This is a genomic window from Kitasatospora sp. NPDC059973, assembly GCF_042737525.1.
In the GTDB taxonomy this organism is placed as follows: Bacteria; Actinomycetota; Actinomycetes; order Streptomycetales; family Streptomycetaceae; genus Kitasatospora.
Genome location: NZ_JBHWUI010000003.1, coordinates 16,246 through 40,285, shown reverse-complemented (window position 1 = coordinate 40,285; position 24,040 = coordinate 16,246). Strand labels below are relative to the sequence as shown.

Sequence of the window (24,040 nt, the reverse complement as noted above, 5' to 3'; positions counted from 1 at the left end):
CTGCCATCCGCGCACACGGACAACCACTTACCTGCCGAGTTCCTTGTGGATGAACTCGAATATCTCGTCGTCCGTCGCGGACCCGATCTTCTCCGCGACCGCCTGGGTTTCCGTGGGAGCACCAACCTCCATCCACTGGGAAAGGAGCTCCTGCAGGCGATCGGTGATCAATTGATGCGTCTTCTCGTCCGGCGCCGCCCCGGTCAGCACCGACCCGAGCCGGTCGACCTCCTCCACCAGGGACACCGGACCGGACCCGTCCCGGAACTCCTCGTTCCAGAGGTACTCGGCCACCGCCGCCGGGGTGGGGCAGTCGAACAGCAGCGTGGCCGGCAGCTGCAGGCCGGTGGCGGCGCCGAGCCGGTTGCGCAGCTCCACCGAGGTCAGCGAGTCGAAGCCCAGGTCGCTGAAGGCCCGGGTGGCCTCGACGGCCTCGGGGGACGCGTAGTCGAGCACCGCGGCCGCCTGCGCCTGGACCAGCTTGACCAGCGTCCGGTTCTGCTCGGCCCGGGTCAGGCCCGCCAGTTGCTCCCGCAGGGACGCGCCCGCGTCCGGGTCGGCGGCCGCACCGGCCCCCGTCCCGGCCAGCGCCGCGACGACCTCGGGCAGCCCCTCGATCAGCGGGCTGCGCCGGCGCAGCGTGAACGGCGGGGCGAACCGCGCCCAGTCCACGTCGGCGATCGTGACGGAGCCCTCGCGGCCGTCCAGGATCTGGGCCAGCGCCTGGACGGCGTGGTCCTGGTCCATGACCATCAGGCCGCCCCGGGCCATCCAGGCGCCGGTGTCGGCGTCGGTCATCCCGCCGCCGCCCCACGGCCCCCAGGCCACCGAGGTGGCGGGCAGACCCTGCGCCCGGCGGTGCTCGGCCAGGCCGTCCAGGAAGGTGTTGGCCGCGGCGTAGGCGGGCTGGACGCTGCTGCCCCAGGTCGCCGAGATCGACGAGAAGAGCACGAACGCGTCCAGGTCCAGGCCCCTGGTCAGCTCGTCCAGGTGCACGGCGCCCCCCGCCTTGGCGGCCAGCACGGCGGCCGTCTCGGCCAGGTCGGTGTCCTCGACCGTGGTGGCCTGTCCGAGGCCCGCGGTGTGCATCACCGCGGACAGCGCGGGGCCGGTCGCGGCGATCCGGTCGAGCAGCCCGGCCAGCCCGGACCGGTCGCTCACGTCGCACGCGACGACGTCCACCCGGCTGCCCCGGGCGGCCAGTTCGGCCGCCTGTGCGGCGACACCGGCGGCGCCGGCGCCGGACCGGCTGGTCAGCACGAGCCGCTTGGCGCCCCGGCCGGCCAGCCAGCGGGCCACGTGCCCGCCGATCGCGCCGGTGCCTCCGGTGACCAGGACGGTCCCGGTCGGCGTCCACGGCCGCTCCGCCGGGCGGGGGTGCGGGGCGCGGGTCAGCCGCCGGGCCAGGATCCCGGCCGGACGGATCGCGACCTGGTCCTCGCCGCAGCCGGCCAGCACCGCGGCCAGCCGTCCCGCGGCCTGCTCGTCGACCGTCCCGGGGAGGTCGATCGACCCGCCCCAGCGGTCCGGGTGTTCCAGGGCGACGACCCGCCCCAGACCCCACACCTGTGTCTGCACCGGGCTCGCCGGTCCGGTGCCCGGCCCACCGGCCACCGCGCCGGACGTGACCACCCAGAGCGGCGCGTCCACCTCGGCGGAGCCCAGCGCCTGCACCAGGCCCAGCGTCGCGGCGAGGCCCCGGGGCACCACCGGGTGCTCCGGCACGGGCGTCTCGTCCAGGCCCAGCAGCGACAGCACCCCGGCGAAGCCGGACTCCGGCCGCACCGCGCGGATCCGCTCGGCCAGCTGCTTCCGGTCGGTCTCGGCCGTGACCTCCAGGACGACGGGCTCGGCGCCGCGGGCGGTCAGCGCCGCCGTGCAGCCCCGGGCCACCCCGCCGTCGGTCTCCCCGGCGGGGAGCACCACCAGCCACGCCCCGGACAGCCGGGCGGGAGCGGGGTCGGCGACCGGCGCCCAGCTGACGCGGTAGCGCCAGTTCTCCGTGACCGAGCGGTCCTGCTCCCGGCGGCGCCAGGTTGCCAGGGCGGGCAGCACGGTACTGAGCTGCTGCTGGTCCTCGATCGCCAGGGTGTCCGCGAGCCGGGCCAGGTCGCCGCCCTCGACGGCGGCCCAGAACTGCGCTTCCGCCGCCGTGCTCGCACCGTCGCCACCGACGGGGGACGCGGTCGCGGCGGCCTGGAGCCAGTAGTGCTGGTGCTGGAAGGCGTAGGTCGGCAGCTCCAGCGCCTCGGCGGCGGGCAGCACGACCTTCCAGTCCACCGACAGGCCGCCGACGTAGGCCTGCGCGAACGCCGTGAGCAGACGGGAGGCGCCCGCGTTGTCACGCTCCAGCGTGCCCACCGTCAGGACGTCGGCGACACCGGCGTCCTCGGCCGTCTCCGCCACCGACGCCGTCAGCACCGGATGCGTGGAGACCTCGACGAACGAGCCGTAACCGCCACCCAGCAGCGTGCGGACGGCCTCCTCGAAGCGGACCATCCGCCGCAGGTTCGCGAACCAGTAGCCCGCGTCGACCTCGGTGCCGGACAGCCACTCGCCCGTCACCGTGGAGATCATCGGAACACGACCCGCCCGCGGGACGATCCCGGCCAACTCCGCCGCCAGCACCGCCTCCAACGGCTCCACCGCCGGCGAATGCGCCACGAAGTCCGTCGCCGGAATCCGCCACCGCAGCACCTTGCGCGAAGCCAACTCACGCTCGAACTCCGACAACGCCTCCGGCTCACCCGACACCACCACCGCAGCCGGGCCATTGATTGCGGCGACCGACAGGCGCTCGCCCCAGCCCTCGACGATCTCCCGCACCGCCTGCGACGGCATCACCACCGACACCATCGAACCCTGCACCGACAAACCCGTCAGCGCCCGAGCCCGCACCGCCACCACCCGCGCACCGTCCTCCAGGGACAACATCCCCGCCACCGTGGCCGCGGCGATCTCACCCTGGGAGTGACCCACCACCGCATCGGGCGTGACGCCCGCGGCCTCCCACACCGCCGCCAGCGACACCATCACCGCCCACAGCACCGGCTGCACCACATCAGCCGCGTCCAGACCGGGCGCACCCGGCGCACCCGCCAGAACCTCGCCCAGCGACCACGGCACGTACGGCGCCAGCGCCGCCTCACACTCCGCCAGACGCGCCGCGAACACCGGACTGCACAGGGCCAGTTCACGGCCCATGCCAACCCACTGCGCACCCTGACCCGCGAACACGAACGCCGTCCGACCACCCGAACGGGCAATACCGGACACCACCCCATCCGCACCCGACCCGGCCACCAGGCCCTGAAGACCCGACACCAGCTCCTCACGACCGCCACCGACCACGACCGCCCGGTGCTCGAACACCGACCGCGTCGCCGCCAACGACCACGCCACATCCACCGGATCCACCGACGGCCGCGCCGACACCCACTCCCGCAACCGGCCCGCCTGAGCCGTCAGCCCCTGCGCCGACCGACCCGACACCACCCACGCGGCAGCGCCACCGGGCACGACCACCGCAGGAGCGACCGGAGCCGGAGCCGCCTCGGTGGCGACCGGAGCCGGAGCCTCCTCCAGGATGACGTGCGCGTTGGTACCGCTCATCCCGAACGACGAGACACCGGCACGACGCACCCGGTTCTCGGCCGACCACGGCACCGCCTCGGTCAGCAGCTCCACCTCACCGGCCGACCAGTCGATGTGCGGCGAGCGCTCGGCGGCGTGCAGCGTCGCCGGCAGCTCCCGGTGCTGGAGGGCCAGCACCATCTTGATCACCCCGGCCACACCGGCCGCGGCCTGGGTGTGCCCGATGTTCGACTTCACCGAACCCAGCCGCAACGGCCCCTGGCCGCCCCGCTCCTGGCCGTAGGTGGCCAGCAGTGCCTGCGCCTCGATCGGGTCGCCCAGCGGGGTCCCCGTGCCGTGCGCCTCCACCACGTCGACCTCGTCAGCACGGACCCCGGCGTTCGCCAGCGCCGCGCGGATCACCCGCTGCTGCGAGGGACCGTTCGGCGCGGTCAGACCGTTGGACGCACCGTCCTGGTTGGTCGCGCTGCCGCGGATCACCGCGAGCACCCGGTGCCCGTTGCGCTGCGCGTCCGACAGCCGCTCCACGACCACCATGCCCGCGCCCTCGCCCAGGCCCATGCCGTCGGCCTCCGCCGAGAACGGCTTGCACCGGCCGTCCGGCGCCAGCCCCATCTGCCGGCTGAACTGGTCGAACAGCAGCGGGTTGGCCGCCACCATGACGCCGCCCGCCAGGGCCAGCGTGCACTCCCCGGAGCGGACCGCCTGCGCGGCCAGGTGCAGCGCCACCAGCGACGAGGAGCACGCGGTGTCGACCGTCACGGCCGGACCCTCCAGGCCCAGCACGTACGACACCCGGCCGGAGACCACGCTGGTCGAGATCCCCGTGACGAGGTGCCCGTCCAGTTCGCCCTCCAGCCCGGAGCTCCAGCCGTAGCCGGAGGCGGAGGCGCCCGCGAACACGCCGGTCGCCGAACCGCGCAGCGACGCCGGGTCCAGTCCGGCCCGCTCCAGCGCCTCCCAGGCCACTTCGAGCAGCAGCCGCTGCTGCGGGTCCATCGACACGGCCTCGCGCGGGCTGATCCCGAAGAACCCCGCGTCGAAGCCGGTCGCGTCGTAGACGAAGCCGCCCGCCCGGACGGGCCCGCCGTCGGCCGCGTCGGCGGTGTCCTCGATGACCCAGCCCCGGTCCTCCGGCAGTACGGAGATGGCGTCGGTCCGGGCGGTCACCAAGTCCCACAGCGCCTCCGGGCCGGTCACCCCGCCCGGGTAGCGGCACGCCATGCCGACGATCGCCAGCGGCTCGTCGCTCGCCGCCGCCACCACCACCGGAGCACTCTGCGCGCCGTCGGGGACGCCGGCCAGCTGCACCAGCAGGAACTCGGCGGCGGCCGTGGGGGTGGGCGCGTCGAACATCAGCGTGGCGGGCAGTTGCAGGCCGGTGGCGGCGCCGAGCCGGTTGCGCAGCTCCACCGAGGTCAGCGAGTCGAAGCCCAGGTCGCTGAAGGCCCGGGTGGCCTCGACGGCCTCGGGCGACGGGTAGTCCAGCACGGAGGCCGCCTGGGTCTGCACCAGGTTGACCAGCAGCCGGTTCTGCTCGATGCGCGACAGGCCGGCCAGCTGCCGCCGCCAGGACGCGCTCGCGTCCGAGCCCGCGGCCGGGTCGGCCCCGCCGGCCTCCGGCAGGTCACCGGCCAGGGCCTGCCGGACCTCGGGCAGGTTCTCGATCAGCGGGCTGGGCCGGCGCAGCGTGAACGGCGGGGCGAACCGCGCCCAGTCGATGTCGGCGACCGTCAGCTGGGGCTCGCCGCCGTCCAGGACCTGGGCCAGCGCCTGGACGGCGTGGTCCTTGTCCATGACGATCAGCCCGCGGCGGCTGCCCTGGGCGGCACCCGCCTCGTCGGTCATCCCGCCGCCGCCCCACGAACCCCACGCCACCGAGGTGGCGGTCAGGCCCTGGGACCGGCGGTGCTCGGCCAGGCCGTCCAGGAAGGTGTTGGCCGCGGCGTAGGCGGGCTGGAGACCACTGCCCCAGGTCGCCGCGATCGAGGAGAAGAGCACGAAGGCGTCCAGGTCCAGGCCCCTGGTCAGCTCGTCCAGGTGGACGGCGCCCGAGGCCTTGGCGGCCAGCACGGCGGCCGTCTCGGCCAGGTCGGTCTCGTGCACGGTGGTGTGCTGGACGACACCGGCGGCGTGCATCACCGCGGACAGCGCGGGGCCGGTCGCGGCGATCCGGTCGAGCAGCCCGGCCAGGTCGGACCGGTCGGCCGCGTCGCAGGCGACGACGTCCACGTGGCTGCCCCGGGCCGCCAGTCCGGCGACCTTCGCGGCCAGACCGGCGGCGCCGGCCCCGGACCTGCTGGTCAGCACGAGCCGCTGCGCACCGCGGTCGGCCAGCCAGCCGGCCACGTGTCCACCGATCGCGCCGGTGCCTCCGGTGACCAGGACGGTCCCGGTGGGCGTCCACTGCTCGGCGTGGGCGCGGGGCCGGTCGGCCCGGCCGAGCCGGCGGCCGAAGACCGCGGCCGGACGGATCGCGACCTGGTCCTCGCCGCACCCGGCCAGCACGGCGGCCAGCCGTCCTGCGGCCTGCTCGTCGAACGCGGCCGGAAGGTCGATCAACCCGCCCCAGCGGTCGGGGTGTTCCAGGCCGACGACCCGGCCGAAGCCCCAGATCTGGGTCTGCAGCGGGTTCGTCAGCGCCTCCTCCGGCGTCGCCGCGACGGCGCCGCGGGTGAGCACCCACAGCGGTGCGCCGACGCCCGCGTCGCCCAGCGCCTGCACCACGGCCAGCGTGGCGGCGAAACCCCGGGTGACCGCCGGATACTCGGGCACCGGTGTCTCGTCCAGGGCCAGCAGCGACACCACTCCGGCCGGCACCTCGTCGCCCGGCAGGGCCCCGCCGATGACGGCGGCCACGTCCTGCCGGTCCGTGACAGCGGCCGGTACCTCGGCGACCGTGACATCGGCGCCACGGGCGGTCAGGGTCCGGACGCAGTCCTGCGTCAGCTCGTCGTCGGCCCGGTCGGAGAGCACCAGCCAGCGGCCGGTGAGCGCGGTCGGAGCGGGGTCGGCGACCGGCGCCCAGCTGACGCGGTAGCGCCAGTTCTCCGTCGCCGACCGGTCGAGCTCGCGGCGGCGCCACGAGGTCAGCGCCTCCAGGACCTCGCCGAGCGAGCGGCGGTCGTCCAGCTCCAGCTCCTCGGCGAGGTGAGCCAGGTCGCCACCCTCGACGGCGGCCCAGAACCGGGCCTCGACGGCCGTGCTGGCACCGTCGCCACCGACCGGGACGACGGTCGCGGCCGAGGGCTCCAGCCAGTACCGCTGCTTCTGGAAGGCGTAGGTCGGCAGCTCCACCACCTCGGCGGCGGGCAGCACGACCTTCCAGTCCACCGCGAGACCGCCGACGTAGGCCTGCGCGAATGCCGTGAGCAGTCGGGAGGCGCCCGCGTTGTCACGCTCCAGCGTGCCCACCGTCAGGACGTCGGCGACACCGGCGTCCTCGGCCGTCTCCGCCACCGACGCCGTCAGCACCGGATGGGTCGACACCTCGACGAACGAGCCGTAACCGCCACCCAGCAGCGTGCGAACGGCCTCCTCGAAACGAACCATCCGCCGCAAGTTCGCGAACCAGTAGCCCGCGTCCACCTCCGTACCGGACAGCCACTCGCCCGTCACCGTCGAGATCATCGGAACACGACCCGCCCGCGGGACGATCCCGGCCAACTCCGCCGCCAGCACCGCCTCCAACGGCTCCACCGCCGGCGAATGCGCCACGAAGTCCGTCGCCGGGATCCGCCACCGCAGCACCTTGCGCGAAGCCAACTCACGCTCGAACTCCGACAACGCCTCCGGCTCACCCGACACCACCACCGCAGCCGGGCCATTGATTGCCGCGACCGAAAGGCGCTCGCCCCAGCCCTCGACGATCTCCCGCACCGCCTGCGACGGCATCACCACCGACACCATCGAACCCTGCACCGACAGACCCGTCAGCGCCCGAGCCCGCACGGCGACCACACGCGCGCCGTCCTCCAGGGACAGCATCCCGGCCACCGTGGCGGCAGCGATCTCGCCCTGGGAGTGGCCGACCACCGCGTCGGGCGTGACGCCCGCGGCCTCCCAGACCGCCGCCAGCGACACCATCACCGCCCACAGCACCGGCTGCACCACATCAGCGGACTCGATCTCCGGCGCACCCGGCACACCCGCCAGAACCTCACTCAACGACCACGGCACGTACGGCGCCAGCGCCGCCTCACACTCCGCCAGACGCGCCGCGAACACCGGACTGCACAGGGCCAGTTCACGGCCCATGCCAACCCACTGCGCACCCTGACCCGCGAACACGAACGCCGTCCGACCACCCGAACGGGCAATACCGGACACCACCCCATCCGCACCCGACCCGGCCACCAGGCCCTGAAGACCCGACACCAGCTCCTCACGACCGCCACCGACCACCACCGCCCGGTGCTCGAACACCGACCGCGTCACCGCCAACGACCACGCCACATCCACCGGATCCACCGACGGCCGCGCCGACACCCACTCCCGCAACCGGCCCGCCTGAGCCGTCAGCCCCTGCGCCGACCGACCCGACACCACCCACGCGGCAGCGCCACCGGGCACGACCACCGCAGGAGCGACCGGAGCCGCCGCCACCTCCGCGGCCGGCTCGTCCAGGGCGTCCGCCTCGTCGGCGTCCCCGGCCGGCGTCTCCACCGTCTCGGCGTCCCCGGTCGGGGCCTCCTCCAGGATGATGTGGACGTTGGTGCCGCTCATCCCGAAGGCCGACACACCGGCCCGGCGCACCCGCTCCCCGGCCGGCCACGGGACCGGCTCGGCCAGGAGCTCCACCTCACCGGCCGACCAGTCGACCTCCGGGGTCGGCTCCGCCACGTGGAGCGTCGCCGGCAGCCGCTCGTGCTGGAGCGCCAGCACCATCTTGATGATCCCGGCCATGCCGGCGGCCTGCTGGGTGTGCCCGATGTTGGACTTCACCGACCCCAGCCACAGCGGCCGCTCCTCCGGCCGGTTCTGACCGTAGGTGGCCAGCAGCGCCTGGGCCTCGATCGGGTCCCCGAGCGGGGTGCCCGTGCCGTGCGCCTCCACCACGTCGACGTCGGCCGTCGACAGCTTGGCGCTGGCCAGCGCCGCGCGGATCACCCGCTGCTGCGAGGGGCCGTTGGGAGCGGTCAGACCGTTGGACGCACCGTCCTGGTTGATCGCCGAACCGCGTACCACCGCGAGCACCCGGTGCCCGTTGCGGCGCGCGTCGGAGAGCTTCTCCACCACCACGACCCCGGCGCCCTCGGCGACGCCCATGCCGTCCGCCCCGGCCCCGAAGGTCTTGCAGCGCCCGTCCGGAGACAGTCCCAGCGAGCGGCTGAAGTCGGTGAACAGCACCGGGGTGGCCGCCACGAACGCGCCGCCGACCAGGGCCATCGAGCACTCGCCGGAGCGCAGCGCCTGCGCGGCCAGGTGCAGCGAGACCAGCGACGACGAGCACGCGGTGTCGATCGTCACCGCCGGGCCCTCCAGGCCCAGCGTGTAGGACACCCGGCCGGACAGGATGCTGGTGGCGTTGCCGGTCATGACGTGGCCGTCGAGCTCGCCCTGCTTGCCCGTGATCCAGCCGTAGCCGGAGGCGGAGGCGCCCGCGAACACGCCGGTCGCCGAACCGCGCAGCGACGCGGGGTCGATCCCGGCCCGCTCCAGCGCCTCCCAGGCCACTTCGAGCAGCAGCCGCTGCTGCGGGTCCATCGACAGCGCCTCGCGCGGGCTGATCCCGAAGAACCCGGCGTCGAACTGGGTGGCGTCGTAGACGAAGTTGCCCGCCTGCACCTCCGCGGCGCCGGATCCGGGGTCGTCGGCGTCGCCGAAGGCCCACCCCCGGTCCTGGGGCAGTCCGGCCACCGATTCCCGCTGGGCGTCCAGCAGTTCCCACAGGGCTTCGGGGTCGCGTACCCCGCCGGGGAAGCGGCAGCTCATGCCGACGATGGCGATGGGCTCACCACCGGCCGTTTCCAGTTCCTGCAAACGTTGCCGGGTCTCGTGCAGATTAGCGGTCACCCGCTTGAGGAAGTAGCGGAGCTTCTCTTCGCTCACTTACGTCACCTCGTCGAAGAAGTCGCGGCGTTGGCCGAGTCAGTGGATTCCGAGTTCTTTGCCGATGAAATCGAAGACTTCGTCGTCGGTTGACGATTCGAGCTTCTCCGCAACTCCGGTCTCGGCGGTCTGTGCCCGAGCCTCCTTCCACTTGGAAAGGACGACTTCGAGGCGGTTCGTGATCAGCGTGGATTCGTCGTCGCCGGCGAGTGCGGCGAGCATGCCCTCCAGCTTGTCCAGTTCGGCCAGCACGGGCTGGGCCGGACTGGTCTCCTCGGTCAGACCGGCCCGCAGGTGGTCGGCGAGCGCGGCCGAGGTGGGGTAGTCGAACAGCAGGGTGCTGGGCAGGCGCAGGCCGGTGGCCGCGCCCAGCCGGTCGCGCAGTTCGACGGCGGTCAGCGAGTCGGCTCCGAGGTCGTTGAAGGCCCGGTCGGCCTCGACGGACTCGATGCTCGGGTGTCCCAGGACGGCGGCGGCCTCGGTCCGGACCAGGTCGGTCAGCAACCGGTCCTGTTCCACCCGGGGCAGTTCCGCCAGCTGCTGTGCCAGCGCGTTCCCGGCCGGCGACTCGGCCGGACCGGTGTCGCCACCCTTCCCGGCCAGCACCTCGACGACCTCGGGCAGGCTCTCGATCAGCGGGCTGGGCCGGCGCAGCGTGAACGGCGGCGCGAAGCGCGCCCAGTCCACGTCCACGACGGTCATCATCGGGTCTCGGCCGTCGAGCACCTGGGCCAGCGCCCGGATCGCGTGGTCGGGATCGATCAGGCGCAGACCGCGGCGGGTCATCTGGGCCGCGCCCTCCGCGTCGGTCATTCCGCCGCCGCCCCACGGGCCCCAGGCCACCGAGGTGGCGGCCAGGCCCCGGGCCAGCCGGTTCTCCGCCAGTGCGTCCAGGTAGGAGTTGGCGGCGGCGTAGCCGGCCTGGAGACCGCTGCCCCAGGTGGCGGCGATGGAGGAGAACAGGACGAACGCGTCCAGCTCCAGACCGGCCGTCAGCCGGTCGAGGCTGGCGGCGCCCGCGGCCTTGGCGGCCAGGACCGTCGCCAGTTCCTCCACCGAGACGTCGTCCAGCGCGGTCGCCTGCGCCAGACCGGCGGCGTGCATGACCGCGGTCAGCGGCGGGCCGCCCGCACCGATCCTGGCGATCACCCCGGCCAGCGCGGCGTCCTCGGCCGCGTCGCAGGCGAAGACGTCGACCTGGGCGCCGATCGTCGCCAACTCGGCGGCCAGCGCGGCCGTCCCCGCCGCTCCGGCGCCGGACCGGCTGGTCAGGACGAGCCGCTTGGCGCCCCGGCCGGCCAGCCAGCGCCCGACGTGGCCGCCGATCGCGCCGGTCCCGCCGGTGATCAGGACGGTCCCGCGCGGCACGAACTGCGCCGCGCCGTCGCGGGGTCGCGGAGCCCGGGTGAGCCGGCGGCCGAAGATCCCGGCCGGCCGGATCGCGACCTGGTCCTCGCCGCACTCGGCGAGCACCGCGCAGAGCCGCGCCGCGGCCTGCTCGTCGAACTCGGCCGGGAGGTCGATCAACCCGCCGCCGTGGTCCGGGTGTTCCAGGGTGGCGACCCGGCCGAGGCCCCAGCTCTGGGCCTGCACCGGGCTGGTCGGCGCCTCGTCCGGCGTGGCACCGACCGCACCGCGGGTGAGCGCCCACATCGGGGCGTGGACGCCCTGGAGGATGAGGGCCTGGATCAGGGTCTGGGTCCCGGCGAGGCCGTTCGCCAGCACCGGGTGACCGGGCAGCGGCGTCTCGTCCAGGGCCAGCAGGGACACGACGCCGGCGACTCCGGCCTCGGGCAGGGTCGCGGCGATCCGCTCGGCCATCCGCTGCTGGTCGGTGGTCTCCGTGGTCACCATGGTGACCACCTCCGCGCCCCGGGCGGCGAGCGCCCGCGCACAGTCCCGCGTCAGCTCCTCCTCGGCCTGGTCGGGCGTGACCACCAGCAGCCAGTGCCCGGCCAGCTCCGCCGGGGCGGGGTCGGCCACCGGCGCCCAGCCGACCCGGTACCGCCAGTTCGCGGTCACCGAGCGGTCCTGCGCCCGGCGGCGCCAGGACGCCAGGGCGGGCAGCACCTCGGCGAGCTGCCGCTGGTCCTCGATCGCCAGGGTGTCCGCGAGCCGGCCCAGGTCCCCGCCGTCGACGGCGGACCAGAACTGCGCCTCGGCGGCCGTGCCGGTACCGTCCCCGCCGGCGTTCGGCGGGGTCTGCACGCCCTTGGGCCAGTACCGCTGGTGGCGGAACGCGTAGGTGGGCAGCTCGACCGGCGTACCGGTCGGCAGCACCGAACTCCACTCCACCGCAGCACCGTTGACGTACGCGCGGGCGAGCCCCGCCAGCAGGCTCGTGACGCTCTCGTCGGTCCGCCGCTGGAGCGGGACGAAGACCGCTCCCTCGCTCCCGCTACCGGCCGCGATGTCCGGGCCCAGCGAGGAGAGCGACCCGTCCGGGCCGACCTCGACGAACACCGAGACACCCTGGCGGGCCAGCGTCGCCACCGCGTCGGCGAAGCGCACCGCCTGGCGGGTCTGCGCCGGCCAGTAGCCCGCCTCGGGCTCGGTGACCAGCTCACCGGTGAGCGCGCCCGCCCACATCAGGTTCGGCCGGTGGTACTCCAACCCGGCCGCGACGGCGGTGAGTTCGTCGATCACCGGGTCCATCGCCGGGGAGTGGAAGGCGTGCGAGACCCGCAGTCGCCGCACCCGGCGACCCCGCTCCCGCCACAGCTCCGCCACGTGGTCCACCGCGTCGGCCTCACCCGAAACCACCACGGACTCCGGGCCGTTGACCGCCGCGATCACCACACCGGGCACCAGCTCGGCCAGCACCTCGGCCTCCGGCGCGTTCACCGCAGCCATCGCCCCGCCCGTCGGCAGCGCCTGCATCAAGCGTGCCCGCGCCGCCACCAGCCGCACCGCGTCCGGCAGCGACAGCACCCCGGCCACATACGCGGCCGCGACCTCGCCCACCGAATGACCGACCACCGCGTCCGGCGTCACGCCCGCGGCCTCCAGCACCGCCGCGACAGCGACCTCGAAGGCAAACAGACCGGCCTGCGCGTACAGGGTCTGGTTCGCCAGCGCCTCGTCCACACCCTCGGCGCCGAGCACGACGTCCCGGACCGAGACACCCAACTCCAGCTCCAGCAGCCCGGACACCCGGTCGAAGACCTCGGCGAAGACCGTGCTCGCCGTGTACAGACCCCGGCCCATCCCGACCCACTGCGAACCCTGACCCGCGAAGACCAGACCCACCCGGGCACCCGGCCGCGCCACACCCGACACCACCGAGGCCGAAGACGCCCCGGCGGCCAGGCTCCGCAGGCCACCCAGCAGTTCGGCCGGCCCGGTGCCCAGCACGACCGCCCGGTGCTCGAACGCCGACCGCGTCGCCGCCAGGGACCACGCGACATCCGCCAGGTCCACCGACGGCCGCGCCGCCACCCAGTCGTGCAGCCGCTCCGCCTGCGCCGTCAGCCCCTCGGCCGTCCGGCCGGAGACGAGCCACGCACCGGCGCCCGACACCACCGGCGCCGCGTCGAGGTCCTCGGGTGCCTCCTCCGCCTCGACGGCCGCCGGCGCCTCCTCGACGATGACGTGCGCGTTGGTGCCGCTGATCCCGAAGGCCGACACACCCGCACGACGCGGGCGGTCCCCGGCGGGCCACGGCACCGGCTCGGCCAGCAGCCGCACCTCACCCGCCGACCAGTCCACGTGCGGCGAGGGCTCGTCCACGTGCAGGGTCCTCGGCAGCTCCTCGTGCTGGAGCGCCAGCACCATCTTGATCACCCCGGCCATACCGGCGGCGGCCTGGGTGTGCCCGATGTTGGACTTCACCGACCCCAGCCACAGCGGCTGCTCCCCGGCGCGTTCCTGGCCGTAGGTGGCCAGCAGGGCCTGCGCCTCGATCGGGTCCCCGAGCGGGGTGCCCGTGCCGTGCGCCTCCACCACGTCCACGTCGGCGGCGGTCAGCCGCGCGTTCGCCAGCGCGGACCGGATCACCCGCTGCTGCGAGGGACCGTTCGGCGCCGTCAGACCGTTGGAGGCGCCGTCCTGGTTGATCGCCGAACCGCGCACCACCGCGAGCACCCGGTGCCCGTTGCGGCGGGCGTCGGAGAGCCGCTCCAGCACCACCATGCCGGCGCCCTCGCCCATGCCCATGCCGTCGGCCGCGGCCGAGAACGCCTTGGAGCGGCCGTCCGCCGCCAGTCCGCGCTGCCGGGCGAAGCCCACCATCTCCCACGGCGTCGCCATCACGGCGACCCCGCCGACCAGCGCCAGCGAGCACTCGCCCGACCGCACCGACCGGGCGGCCGTGTGCAGCGCCACCAGCGAGGACGAGCAGGCCGTGTCCACCGTGAGCGCCGGGCCCTCCAGGCCCAGGACGTAGGAGACCCGGCCGGAGATGATGCTGGTCGCGTTGCCGGTCACCAGGTGGCCCTCGACCTGCGCGGCGCCGTCCTGGCCGCCGAGCTGCATGCTGGCCAGCGCGTAGTTCGACGAGTAGCCGCCGATGAACACACCGGTGCGCGAGCCGCTCAGCGAGGCCGGGTCGAGTCCGGCGGACTCCAGGGCCTCCCAGGACAGTTCGAGCATCAGCCGCTGCTGCGGGTCCATCGCCAGCGCCTCGCGCGGGCTGATCCCGAAGAAGCCCGCGTCGAAGCTGCTCGCCTGGTGCAGGAAGCCGCCCTCCCGCGCGTAGCTGGTCCCGGCGTGCGACGGATCGGGGTCGAAGAGCGCCTCCGCGTCCCAGCCGCGGTCCTGCGGGAGGCCGGAGATGCCCTCGCCGCCCACCGCCAGCAGGTCCCAGAGCTGCTCCGGGGTGTCGAGCCCGCCGGGGAACCGGCAGCTCATCGCCACGATGGCGACCGGCTCGTCGTCGGAGGCGGCGGCCGTGGGCACGGCCAGCGCCGACGCTTGCCCGGCCAGGGCACCGAGCAGCTCCGTCCGCAGGTGCTCGGCGAGCACCGTCGGGGTGGGGTAGTCGAACATCAGCGTCGTCGGCAGCCGCAGCCCGGTCGCGGTGGCGATCCGGTTGCGCAGCTCGACCGAGGTCAGCGAGTCGAAGCCCAGCTCGCTGAAGGCGCGCCCGGCCTCGACGTCGTCGGAGCTCGCGTGCCCGAGCACGGCGGCCGCCTCGTCGCGGATCGTGTCCACCAGGATCCGGTCCTGCTCGGCCCGCGACAGGCCGCTCAGGCTCCGGGCCAGCTCGCCCTCGGCCTGCGGTCCGCCGGCGCTCTCGGTGCGCTGCGCCGCCTTCAGCCGCTGGGCGTCCGGCAGGGCGCGCAGGAACGGCACGTCCAGGATCTGGGCCTGGCCGGGCGCGGCCGCGAAGGCGGGCCAGTCCAGGTCCATGACGGTCAGCACGGTGTCCGGGCCGGCCAGCACGCCGCCCAGGGCCTTGACCGCGAGCTCGGGGTCCATCAGGACCTCCCAGCGGTTGCGGCGCAGCCGCTGCCGGGCCGCCTCGCTGCCGCCGGACACGCCCTCGCCGGCCCAAGGGCCCCAGGCCACCGAGCGGGCGGGCAGGCCGCGGGAGCGCCGGTGCTCCGCCAGCGCGTCCAGGAAGGCGTTGGCGGCCGAGTAGTTGGCCTGGCCCGCGCCGCCGAAGGTGGCGGCGGCCGAGGAGAACAGCACGAACGCGTCGAGGTCGAGGTCCGCGGTGAGCTCGTCGAGGTGGACGGCGCCGGCGGCCTTGGGCGCGAGGGCACTGGCCAGCCGGTCGTTGTCGAGGCCGTCGAGGACGCCGTCGTCGAGCACACCGGCGGTGTGCAGGACGGCGGTCAGCGGCGGGCCGCCCGCGGCGATCCGGTCGATCACCCCGGCGAGGTCGGCGCGCTCCGCGCTGTCGCAGCAGCTGATCTCGACGTCCGTCCCGGCGGCCGCCAGGTCCGCGGCCAGGGCCACGGCGCCCCGGGCGGCGGCTCCGGAGCGGCTGGCCAGCACGATCCGCTCGGCGCGGCCGGCCAGCCAGCGGGCCACGTGCCCGCCGACCGCGCCGGTCCCGCCGGTGATCAGCACGGTGCCGCGCGGCGTCCAGTCCGGGCCGGGCGCGGGCTGCGGGGCCCGGGTCAGGCGGCGGCCGAGGATCCCGGCGGGGCGGATCGCCACCTCGTCCTCACCGCAGCCGGCGAGGACGGTGCACAGGCGGCTCGCCGCCCGTTCGTCGAGCACGGCGGGCAGGTCGATCAGACCGCCCCAGCGGTCCGGCTGTTCCAGGAAGACGACCCGGCCGAGGCCCCAGACCTGCGCCTGGACGGGGTTGGTCAGCGGGTCGCCCGGGCCGGTGGCGACCGCCCCGGAGGTGAGCGTCCACAGCGGGGCGGTGATCGCGGCGTCGGCCAGTGCCTGCAGCATGGCCAGGCCGGCGGCCAGGCCGGCCGGCACCACGGGCCGCTCCGCGAGCGGTGTCTCGTCCAGGCCGAGCAGCGACACCACGCCGGTCACGCGCGGCGCGGCCTCGTCGGTGGCGTCGCGCAGCGCCCGGGCGAGGTCGGCGGCCAGCGGCTCGCGCCGGGCCGTCCCGGTCTCGACCTCGACGACCTCGACCCGGGCACCCCGCGCGGCCAGCGCGCGGACGCACGCCTCGACGAGGTCCGCGGTGCGGCCGGTGCGGTGCGCCGGGACGGCCACCAGCCAGGTGCCGGCCGGCTTGGCCGGGGCCGGGTCGGTGACGGGGGCCCAGGCGACCCGGTAGCGCCAGCCGCCGGTGACGTCCCGGTCCCGTTCGCGGCGCCGCCAGGACGCCAGCGACGGGAGCACCTCGCCGAAGGAGCGCTGTCCGTCCACGGCGAGCGTGTCGGCGAGCTGCTGGAGGTCGCCGCCCTCGACGGCGGCCCAGAACCGGGCCTCGGCCTCCGACGGCGCGCCGTCCCCGCCGGCCGCGACCGGCGCGGCCGCGCGGGAGCCGGTGAGCCAGTACCGCTGGTGCTGGAAGGCGTAGGTGGGCAGGTCGGTGCGGCGCCCGGCAGGCAGGACCCTGCGCCAGTCGACGGGCGTGCCGCCGACGTGCACCTGGGCGAACGCCGCGAGCAGTCGGCGCGGGCCGCTGTTCTCGCGGTCCAGCGTCCCGGTGATCACCGGGGCGCCGGCCGTGCCCAGGTCCTCGATCGTGTCGGCGATCCCGGTGGTCAGCACCGGCTGCGGGGAGACCTCGACGAAGGTCCGGTTCCCGGCCGCGGCCAGCTCCCGGACCGCCTCGTCGAAGCGGACCGTGCGGCGGACGTTGGCGAACCAGTAGCCGGCGTCCAGCTCCGGGCCGTTCATCCAGCGGCACTCGACCGTGGAGAACAGCGGGACCCGCCCGGCCCCCGGCCGGATCCCCGCCAGCCGCTCGGTCAGCACGCCTTCCAGTTCCTCGACCCCGGCCGAGTGCGCCACGAAGTCGGTCACCGGGATCGGCCAGCGCATCACCCGCCGGGCCGCCAGCTCGGCGCCGAACTCCGCCAGCGCCTCGGTCTCGCCGGAGACCACGGTGGCGGCGGGCCCGTTCACCGCGGCGACCGCCAGCCGGTCGCCCCACGGGGCCAGCACCTCGCGCACCGCCGCGACGGGCATGACGACCGACAGCATCCCGCCGCCCGTGCCGAGCCCGGACAGCGCCCGGCTGCGGACCGTCACCACCTCGGCCGCGTCCTCGAGCGACAGGATCCCGGCCACCGTCGCGGCCGCGATCTCGCCCTGGGAGTGACCGACCACCGCACCCGGGGTGACGCCCGCGGCCTCCCAGACGGCGGCCAGCGACACCATCACCGCCCACAGCGCCGGCTGGACGACATCGGCGCGGTCCAGCGCGGGCGCGCCGTCCGCACCGGCCAGCACCTCGGTCAGCGACCAGTCGACGTGCGGGGCCAGGGCCCGCTCGCACTCGGCGAGCCGGGCCGCGAACACCGGCGAGACCGCCAGCAGCTCCCGGCCCATGCCCTCCCACTGGGCGCCCTGCCCGGGGAAGACGAAGACCGCCTCGCTCGCCTCGGTGGCCGCGCTCGTGCCGGCGACCACCCCGGGGGCGCGCTCCCCGGCCGCCACCGCGGCCAGGCCCTCGGCCAGCTCGGCGCGGTCGGTGCCGGTCACCACGGCCCGGTACTCGTACACCGAGCGGGTCGCCGCCAGCGACCAGGCCACGTCCGCCGGGTCCAGCCCGGGCCGGGCCGCCAGGTACTCGCCCAGCCGGGCCGCCTGCCGGCGCAGACCGTCCGCCGTCCGCCCGGACACCACCCAGGCGCCGGCGCCGGGGGCGTCGAAGAGGGCCGGGGCCGGGTCGTCCCCGGCTGGCGCCTCGACGGCCGCCGGCTCGGGGGCCTCCTCCAGGATCAGGTGGGCGTTGGTGCCGCTGACCCCGAAGGAGGACACCCCGGCCCGGCGCGGCCGTCCGTCCGTCTCCCACGGCCGCGACTCCGTGAGCAGCCGGACGTCCCCGGCCGACCAGTCCACGTACGGCGAGGGCTCGTCCGCGTGCAGCGTGGCCGGCAGGTTCCTGTGCTGCAGCGCCAGCACCATCTTGATCAGGCCGCTGACACCGGCCGCGCCCTGGGTGTGACCGATGTTGGACTTCACCGACCCCAGCCACATCGGCCGGCCCTCCGGCCGGTCCTGGCCGTAGGTGGCGATCACCGCCTGGGCCTCGATCGGGTCGCCGAGCACCGTGCCGGACCCGTGCGCCTCGACCACGTCCACGTCGGCGGTGGTCAGCCCGGCGTCGGCCAGGGCCGCCCGGATCACCCGCTGCTGCGAGGGTCCGTTGGGCGCGGTCAGACCGTTCGACGCGCCGTCCTGGTTCACCGCGGAGCCGCGCACCACGGCCAGCACCGGGTGCCCGTTGCGGCGGGCGTCGGAGAGGCGCTCCAGCACCACCATGCCCGCGCCCTCGGCGATGCCCATGCCGTCCGCCCCGGCCGAGAACGACTTCGACCGGCCGTCGGGGGACAGCCCCCGCTGCTTGCTCACCCAGACGAAGAGGTCCGGCGTGGAGGCGATGAACGCGCCACCGGCGAGCGCCAGCGAGCACTCGCCCGAACGCAGCGCCTGGCTGGCCAGGTTGACCGCGACCAGGGCCGACGAGCAGGCCGTGTCGACGGTGACCGCGGGGCCCTCCAGGCCGAAGGTGTAGGCCACCCGGCCGGAGAGCACGCTGGTCGTGGTGCCCGTCAGCAGGTGCGCCTCCAGGCCCTCCGAGGCGTCCGGCCCGACCAGGCCGTACCCCGCGTAGCTCGCACCCGCGAACACGCCGGTGCGGCTGCCGCGCAGCGCCGCCTGGGAGATGCCGGCCCGCTCCAGGGCCTCCCAGGAGGTCTCCAACAGGAGCCGCTGCTGCGGGTCCATGGCCAGCGCCTCGCGGGGGCTGATGCCGAAGAAGCCGGCGTCGAACTCGGCCGCGTTGTAGACGAACCCGCCCTGGCGCACGTACGCCGTGCCGGGGTTCTCCGGGTCCGGGTCGTAGAGGCCGTCCAGGTCCCAGCCGCGGTCCTGCGGGAAGGCACCGATCGCGTCCGTGCCCGAGTCGAGGATCTCCCAGAGCTCCTCCGGGCTCCGCACCCCGCCGGGGAAGCGGCAGCCCATGCCGACGATGACCACCGGGTCGTCGTCCGCCGCCGCCCGGCCGGTGACGGCGACCGCACCGGCGCTCGCGGTCCGGTCGCCCAGCAGCTCGGTCCGCAGGTAGCCGGCCAGCACCACCGGGCTCGGGTAGTCGAAGAGCAGCGTGGCGGGCAGCTTGAGGCCGGTGGCGGCGCCCAGCCGGTTGCGGAGCTCGACGGCGGTCAGCGAGTCGAAGCCCAGCTCGCTGAAGGCCCGGCCGCTGCCGATGGCCTCCGGCGAGGAGTACTCCAGCACCGCGGCGGCCTCGGCCCGGACCAGGGTGACCAGCGTGCGGTCCTGCTCGGCGGCCGGCAGGTCGGCCAGCTGCCGGCGCAGGGGCGTGCCGGCCTCCCGGTCGACGGCCGGGTCGGGCCCGTCGCCGGCCAGCGCCCCGGCGACCTCGGGCAGGTGCTCGATCAGCGGGCTGCGCCGGCGCAGCGTGAACGGCGGGGCGAACCGCGCCCAGTCCACGTCGACGACCGTCGTCAGTGCCTCGCCGCCGTCCAGGATCCGGGACAGCGCGCGGGTGGCCGGGTCGGGGCCCAGCAGCCGCAGACCGCGCCGCTCCAGCTGGGCCGCGTCGTCCCCGGAGCCCATCACGCCGACGCTCCACGGGCCCCAGGCCACCGAGGTGGCGGCCAGGCCCCGGGCCAGCCGGCGCTCCGCCAGGGCGTCCAGGGAGGCGTTGGCGGCGGAGAAGCCGGGCTGCTGGCCACCGCCCCAGACGGCGGCGACCGAGGAGAACAGGACGAAGGCGTCGAGGTCCAGGTCGGCGGTCAGCTCGTCCAGCCACCGCGCGGCCTCCGCCTTGACCGCGAGCACGGCGGCGAGGTCCGCGAGGCCGAGGTTCTCGACCGGCTGGTTGTCGATGGCCTCCGCGAGGTGCAGGACGGAGGACAGCGCGGGGCCGGTCGTCGCGATCCGGTCGAGCAGGCCGGCCAGCTCGGACCGGTCGGCCGCGTCGCAGGCCAGCACGTCCACCCGGGAGCCCCGGGCGGCCAGTTCGGCCGCCAGCGCGGCGACACCGGGAGCGGCGGGGCCCGCGGCGCTGCTCAGCACCAGCCGGGACGCACCGCGGTCGGCCAGCCAGCGGGCGACGTGCCCGCCGATGGCGTCGGTGCCGCCGGTGACCAGGGCGGTGCCGCCCGGCGTCCAGTCCCGGCCCGCCGTGGGCTGCGGCGCGCGGGTCAGGCGACGGCCCAGCACACCGGTCTGCCGGATGGCGACCTGGTCCTCGCCGCAGCCGGCCAGCACGGCGGCCAGCTGGGTGCCCGCCCGGTCGTCCAGCACCTCGGGCAGGTCGATCAGACCGCCCCAGCGGTCGGGGTGTTCAAGTGCGACGACCCGGCCGAGGCCCCAGACCTGGGCCTGCGCCGGACCGGCCGGCACCTCGCCCGGCGTGGCCGCGACGGCGCCGCGGGTGGCGACCCAGAGCGGCGCGGCCACCCCGGCGTCGCCGAGGGCCTGGACGAGCGCGAGCGTCGTGCCGAGGCCGGTGGACACTGCCGGGTGGGCCGGCAGGGGGGTCTCGTCGGTCGCCAGCAGCGACAGCACGCCGGACAGCTCCCCGCCGTCCGGCAGCGCCTCGGCGAGCAGTGCGGCGAGGTCCGCCCGGTCGACCGTCCCGGCCGGGACGTCGAGGGACACCGCCTCGGCGCCGCGGGCGGTCAGGGCCGCCGTGCACTGCCGGGCCAAGGCCTCGTCGGCGGTGCCGCTCGGGGTGACGACCAGCCAGCGACCGGCGGGCGCACCGGCGGACTGCTCCGTCACCGGGGCCCAGGTCACCCGGTAGCGCCAGGCCTCCGTCACGGAGCGGTCCTGCTCCCGGCGGCGCCAGGACGCCAGTGCGGGCAGCACCTCGGCGAGGCGCTGCTGGTCCTCGATCGCCAGGGTGTCCGCGAGCCGGGCCAGGTCACCGCCCTCGACGGCGGCCCAGAACTCCGCTTCCGCCGCCGTGCCGGAGCCGTCCCCGCCGACGGTGACGGTCCGGGCCGGGGCCTGAAGCCAGTACCGCTGGCGCTGGAAGGCGTAGGTCGGCAGCTCCACCACCTCGGCGGCGGGCAGCACGACCTTCCAGTCGACCGACAGGCCGCCGACGTAGGCCTGGGCGAACGCCGTGAGCAGGCGGGAGGCGCCCGCGTTGTCACGCTCCAGCGTGCCCACCGTCAGGACGTCGGCGACACCGGCGTCCTCGGCCGTCTCCGCCACCGCCGCCGTCAGGACCGGGTGCGTGGACACCTCGACGAACGAGCCGTAACCGCCACCCAGCAGCGTGCGGACCGCCTCCTCGAAGCGGACCATCCGCCGCAGGTTCGCGAACCAGTAGGCGGCGTCCACCTCCGTACCGGACAGCCACTCGCCCGTCACCGTGGAGATCATCGGAACACGACCCGCCCGCGGGACGATCCCGGCCAACTCCGCCGCCAGCACCGCCTCCAACGGCTCCACCGCCGGCGAATGCGCCACGAAGTCCGTCGCCGGGATCCGCCACCGCAGCACCTTGCGCGAAGCCAACTCACGCTCGAACTCCGACAACGCCTCCGGCTCACCCGACACCACCACCGCAGCCGGGCCATTGATTGCCGCGACCGAAAGGCGCTCGCCCCAGCCCTCGACGATCTCCCGCACCGCCTGCGACGGCATCACCACCGACACCATCGAACCCTGCACCGACAGACCCGTCAGCGCCCGAGCCCGCACGGCGACCACACGCGCGCCGTCCTCCAGGGACAGCATCCCGGCCACCGTGGCGGCAGCGATCTCGCCCTGCGAATGACCGACCACCGCGTCCGGCGAAACACCGGCGGCCTCCCACACCGCCGCCAGCGACACCATCACCGCCCACAGCACCGGCTGCACCACATCAGCGGACTCGATCTCCGGCGCACCCGGCGCACCCGCCAGAACCTCGCTCAGCGACCACGGCACGTACGGCGCCAGCGCCGCCTCACACTCCGCCAGACGCGCCGCGAACACCGGACTGCACAGGGCCAGTTCACGGCCCATACCGACCCACTGCGCACCCTGACCCGCGAACACGAACGCCGTCCGACCACCCGAACGGGCAATACCGGACACCACCTCGGCCGCACGGGACCCGGCCACCAGGCTGCCCAGTCCGGACAGCAGCTCTTCGCGCCCGCCGCCGACCACGACTGCCCGGTGCTCGAACACCGACCGCGTCGCCGCCAACGACCACGCCACATCCACCGGTTCGAACGACGGCCGCGCCCCGATCCACTCCCGCAGCCGATCCGCCTGACCCGCCAACGCCTCCGACGACTGCGCCGACACCGGCCACGCCACCGACCCGGCCGGCTCCAGCACCGCCACCGCCGCAGCCTCACCGGCCGGCTCGTCCAGGGCCTCCGCCTCGTCCGCGTCCTCACCGGAGGGCTCGTCCGTCCCCGTGGACTCGCCGTCCGCGGTCGGGGCCTCCTCCAGGATGATGTGGACGTTGGTACCGCTCATCCCGAACGACGACACGCCGGCCCGGCGCACGTGCTCGCCGGTCGGCCAGGCCGCCGCCTCGTTGAGCAGCCGGACCTCCCCGGCCGCCCACTCCACGTGCGGCGTCGGCACGTCCGCGTGCAGCGTCGCGGGCAGCTGCTCGTGCTGGAGGGCCAGCACCATCTTGATCACACCGGCCACACCGGCCGCGGCCTGGGTGTGCCCGATGTTCGACTTCACCGAGCCCAGCCACAACGGCCGGCCCTCGGTCCGCTCCTGACCGTAGGTGGCGATCAGCGCCTCGGCCTCGATCGGGTCGCCCAGGGTGGTCGCCGAACCGTGCGCCTCCACCACGTCGACCTCGTCGGCACGGACCCCGGCGTTCGCCAGTGCGGCCCGGATCACCCGCTGCTGCGCCGGGCCGTTCGGCGCGGTCAGGCCGTTCGACGCACCGTCCTGGTTGGCCGCCGAACCACGCATCACGGCCAGCACCTTGTGCCCGTTGCGCCGGGCGTCCGACAGCCGCTCCACGACGAGCACGCCGACGCCCTCCGCCCAGCCGGAGCCGTCCGCCGACTCGGCGAAGGACTTGCAGCGCCCGTCCACCGACGTGCCGCGCTGGCGGGAGAAGCCCACGAAGACGGACGGGCTGGAGATCACCGTCGCGCCGCCGACCAGCGCCAGCGAGCACTCACCGGAGCGCAGCGACTGGGCGGCCAGGTGCAGCGAGACCAGCGACGAGGAGCAGGCGGTGTCGACCGTGACGGCCGGGCCCTCCAGGCCGAGGGTGAACGCCACGCGCCCCGAGGTGACGCTGGTCGCGATGCCGGTGAGGAGGTGGCCCTCCGAGCCGCCGGTCTGCACCGCCGGGTCCGTGCCGTAACCCTGGGTGTAGGCGCCGGCGAACACGCCGGTCCGGCTGCCGCGCAGCGAGGCGGCGTCGATGCCCGCCTGTTCGAGCGCCTCCCAGGACACCTCCAGCAGCAGGCGCTGCTGCGGATCCATCGCGACCGCCTCGCGCGGCGAGATGCCGAAGAAGCCCGCGTCGAACTCGGTGGCGTCGTACATGAACCCGCCGTGGCGCGCGTACGAGGTGCCGGGGTGGTCCGGGTCGGGGTCGTAGAGGTTCTCCAGGTCCCACCCGCGGTCCTGCGGGAACGGGCCGATCGCGTCGGTCCCCTCGGCCAGGAGCCTCCACAGCTCCTCGGGGCCCTGCACCCCGCCGGGGAAGCGGCAGCCCATGCCGACGATCGCGATCGGCTCCTGGTTCCGCTCCTCGACCTCAGCCAGGCGACGGCGGACCTGGCGCAGATTAGCCGTCACGAGCTTGAGATAATCGCGGAGCTTTTCTTCGTTCGCCATGTGAATTCCGCCA

General features: G+C 75.2%; 2 protein-coding genes. Both read right to left on the bottom strand.

Annotated elements, in window-relative coordinates; all coding sequences use genetic code 11:
• Nucleotides 1-27: 27 nt before the first annotated feature.
• Nucleotides 28-9,645, bottom strand: a complete 9,618-nt coding sequence (locus tag ACFWA9_RS01590) for a type I polyketide synthase (RefSeq protein ID WP_380382308.1) — start codon at nucleotides 9,643-9,645, stop codon at nucleotides 28-30.
• A gap of 39 nt (nucleotides 9,646-9,684) precedes the next feature.
• Entirely contained in the window at nucleotides 9,685-24,027 is a 14,343-nt protein-coding gene (locus ACFWA9_RS01585) for a type I polyketide synthase (RefSeq protein WP_380382306.1), read from the bottom strand.
• Nucleotides 24,028-24,040: the final 13 nt, after the last annotated feature.

Coding starts and splice junctions, on each gene's coding strand:
- ACFWA9_RS01585 (WP_380382306.1), bottom strand. CDS start 24,027: ATGGCGAACGAAGAAAAGCTCCGCGATTATCTCAAGCTCGTGACGGCT.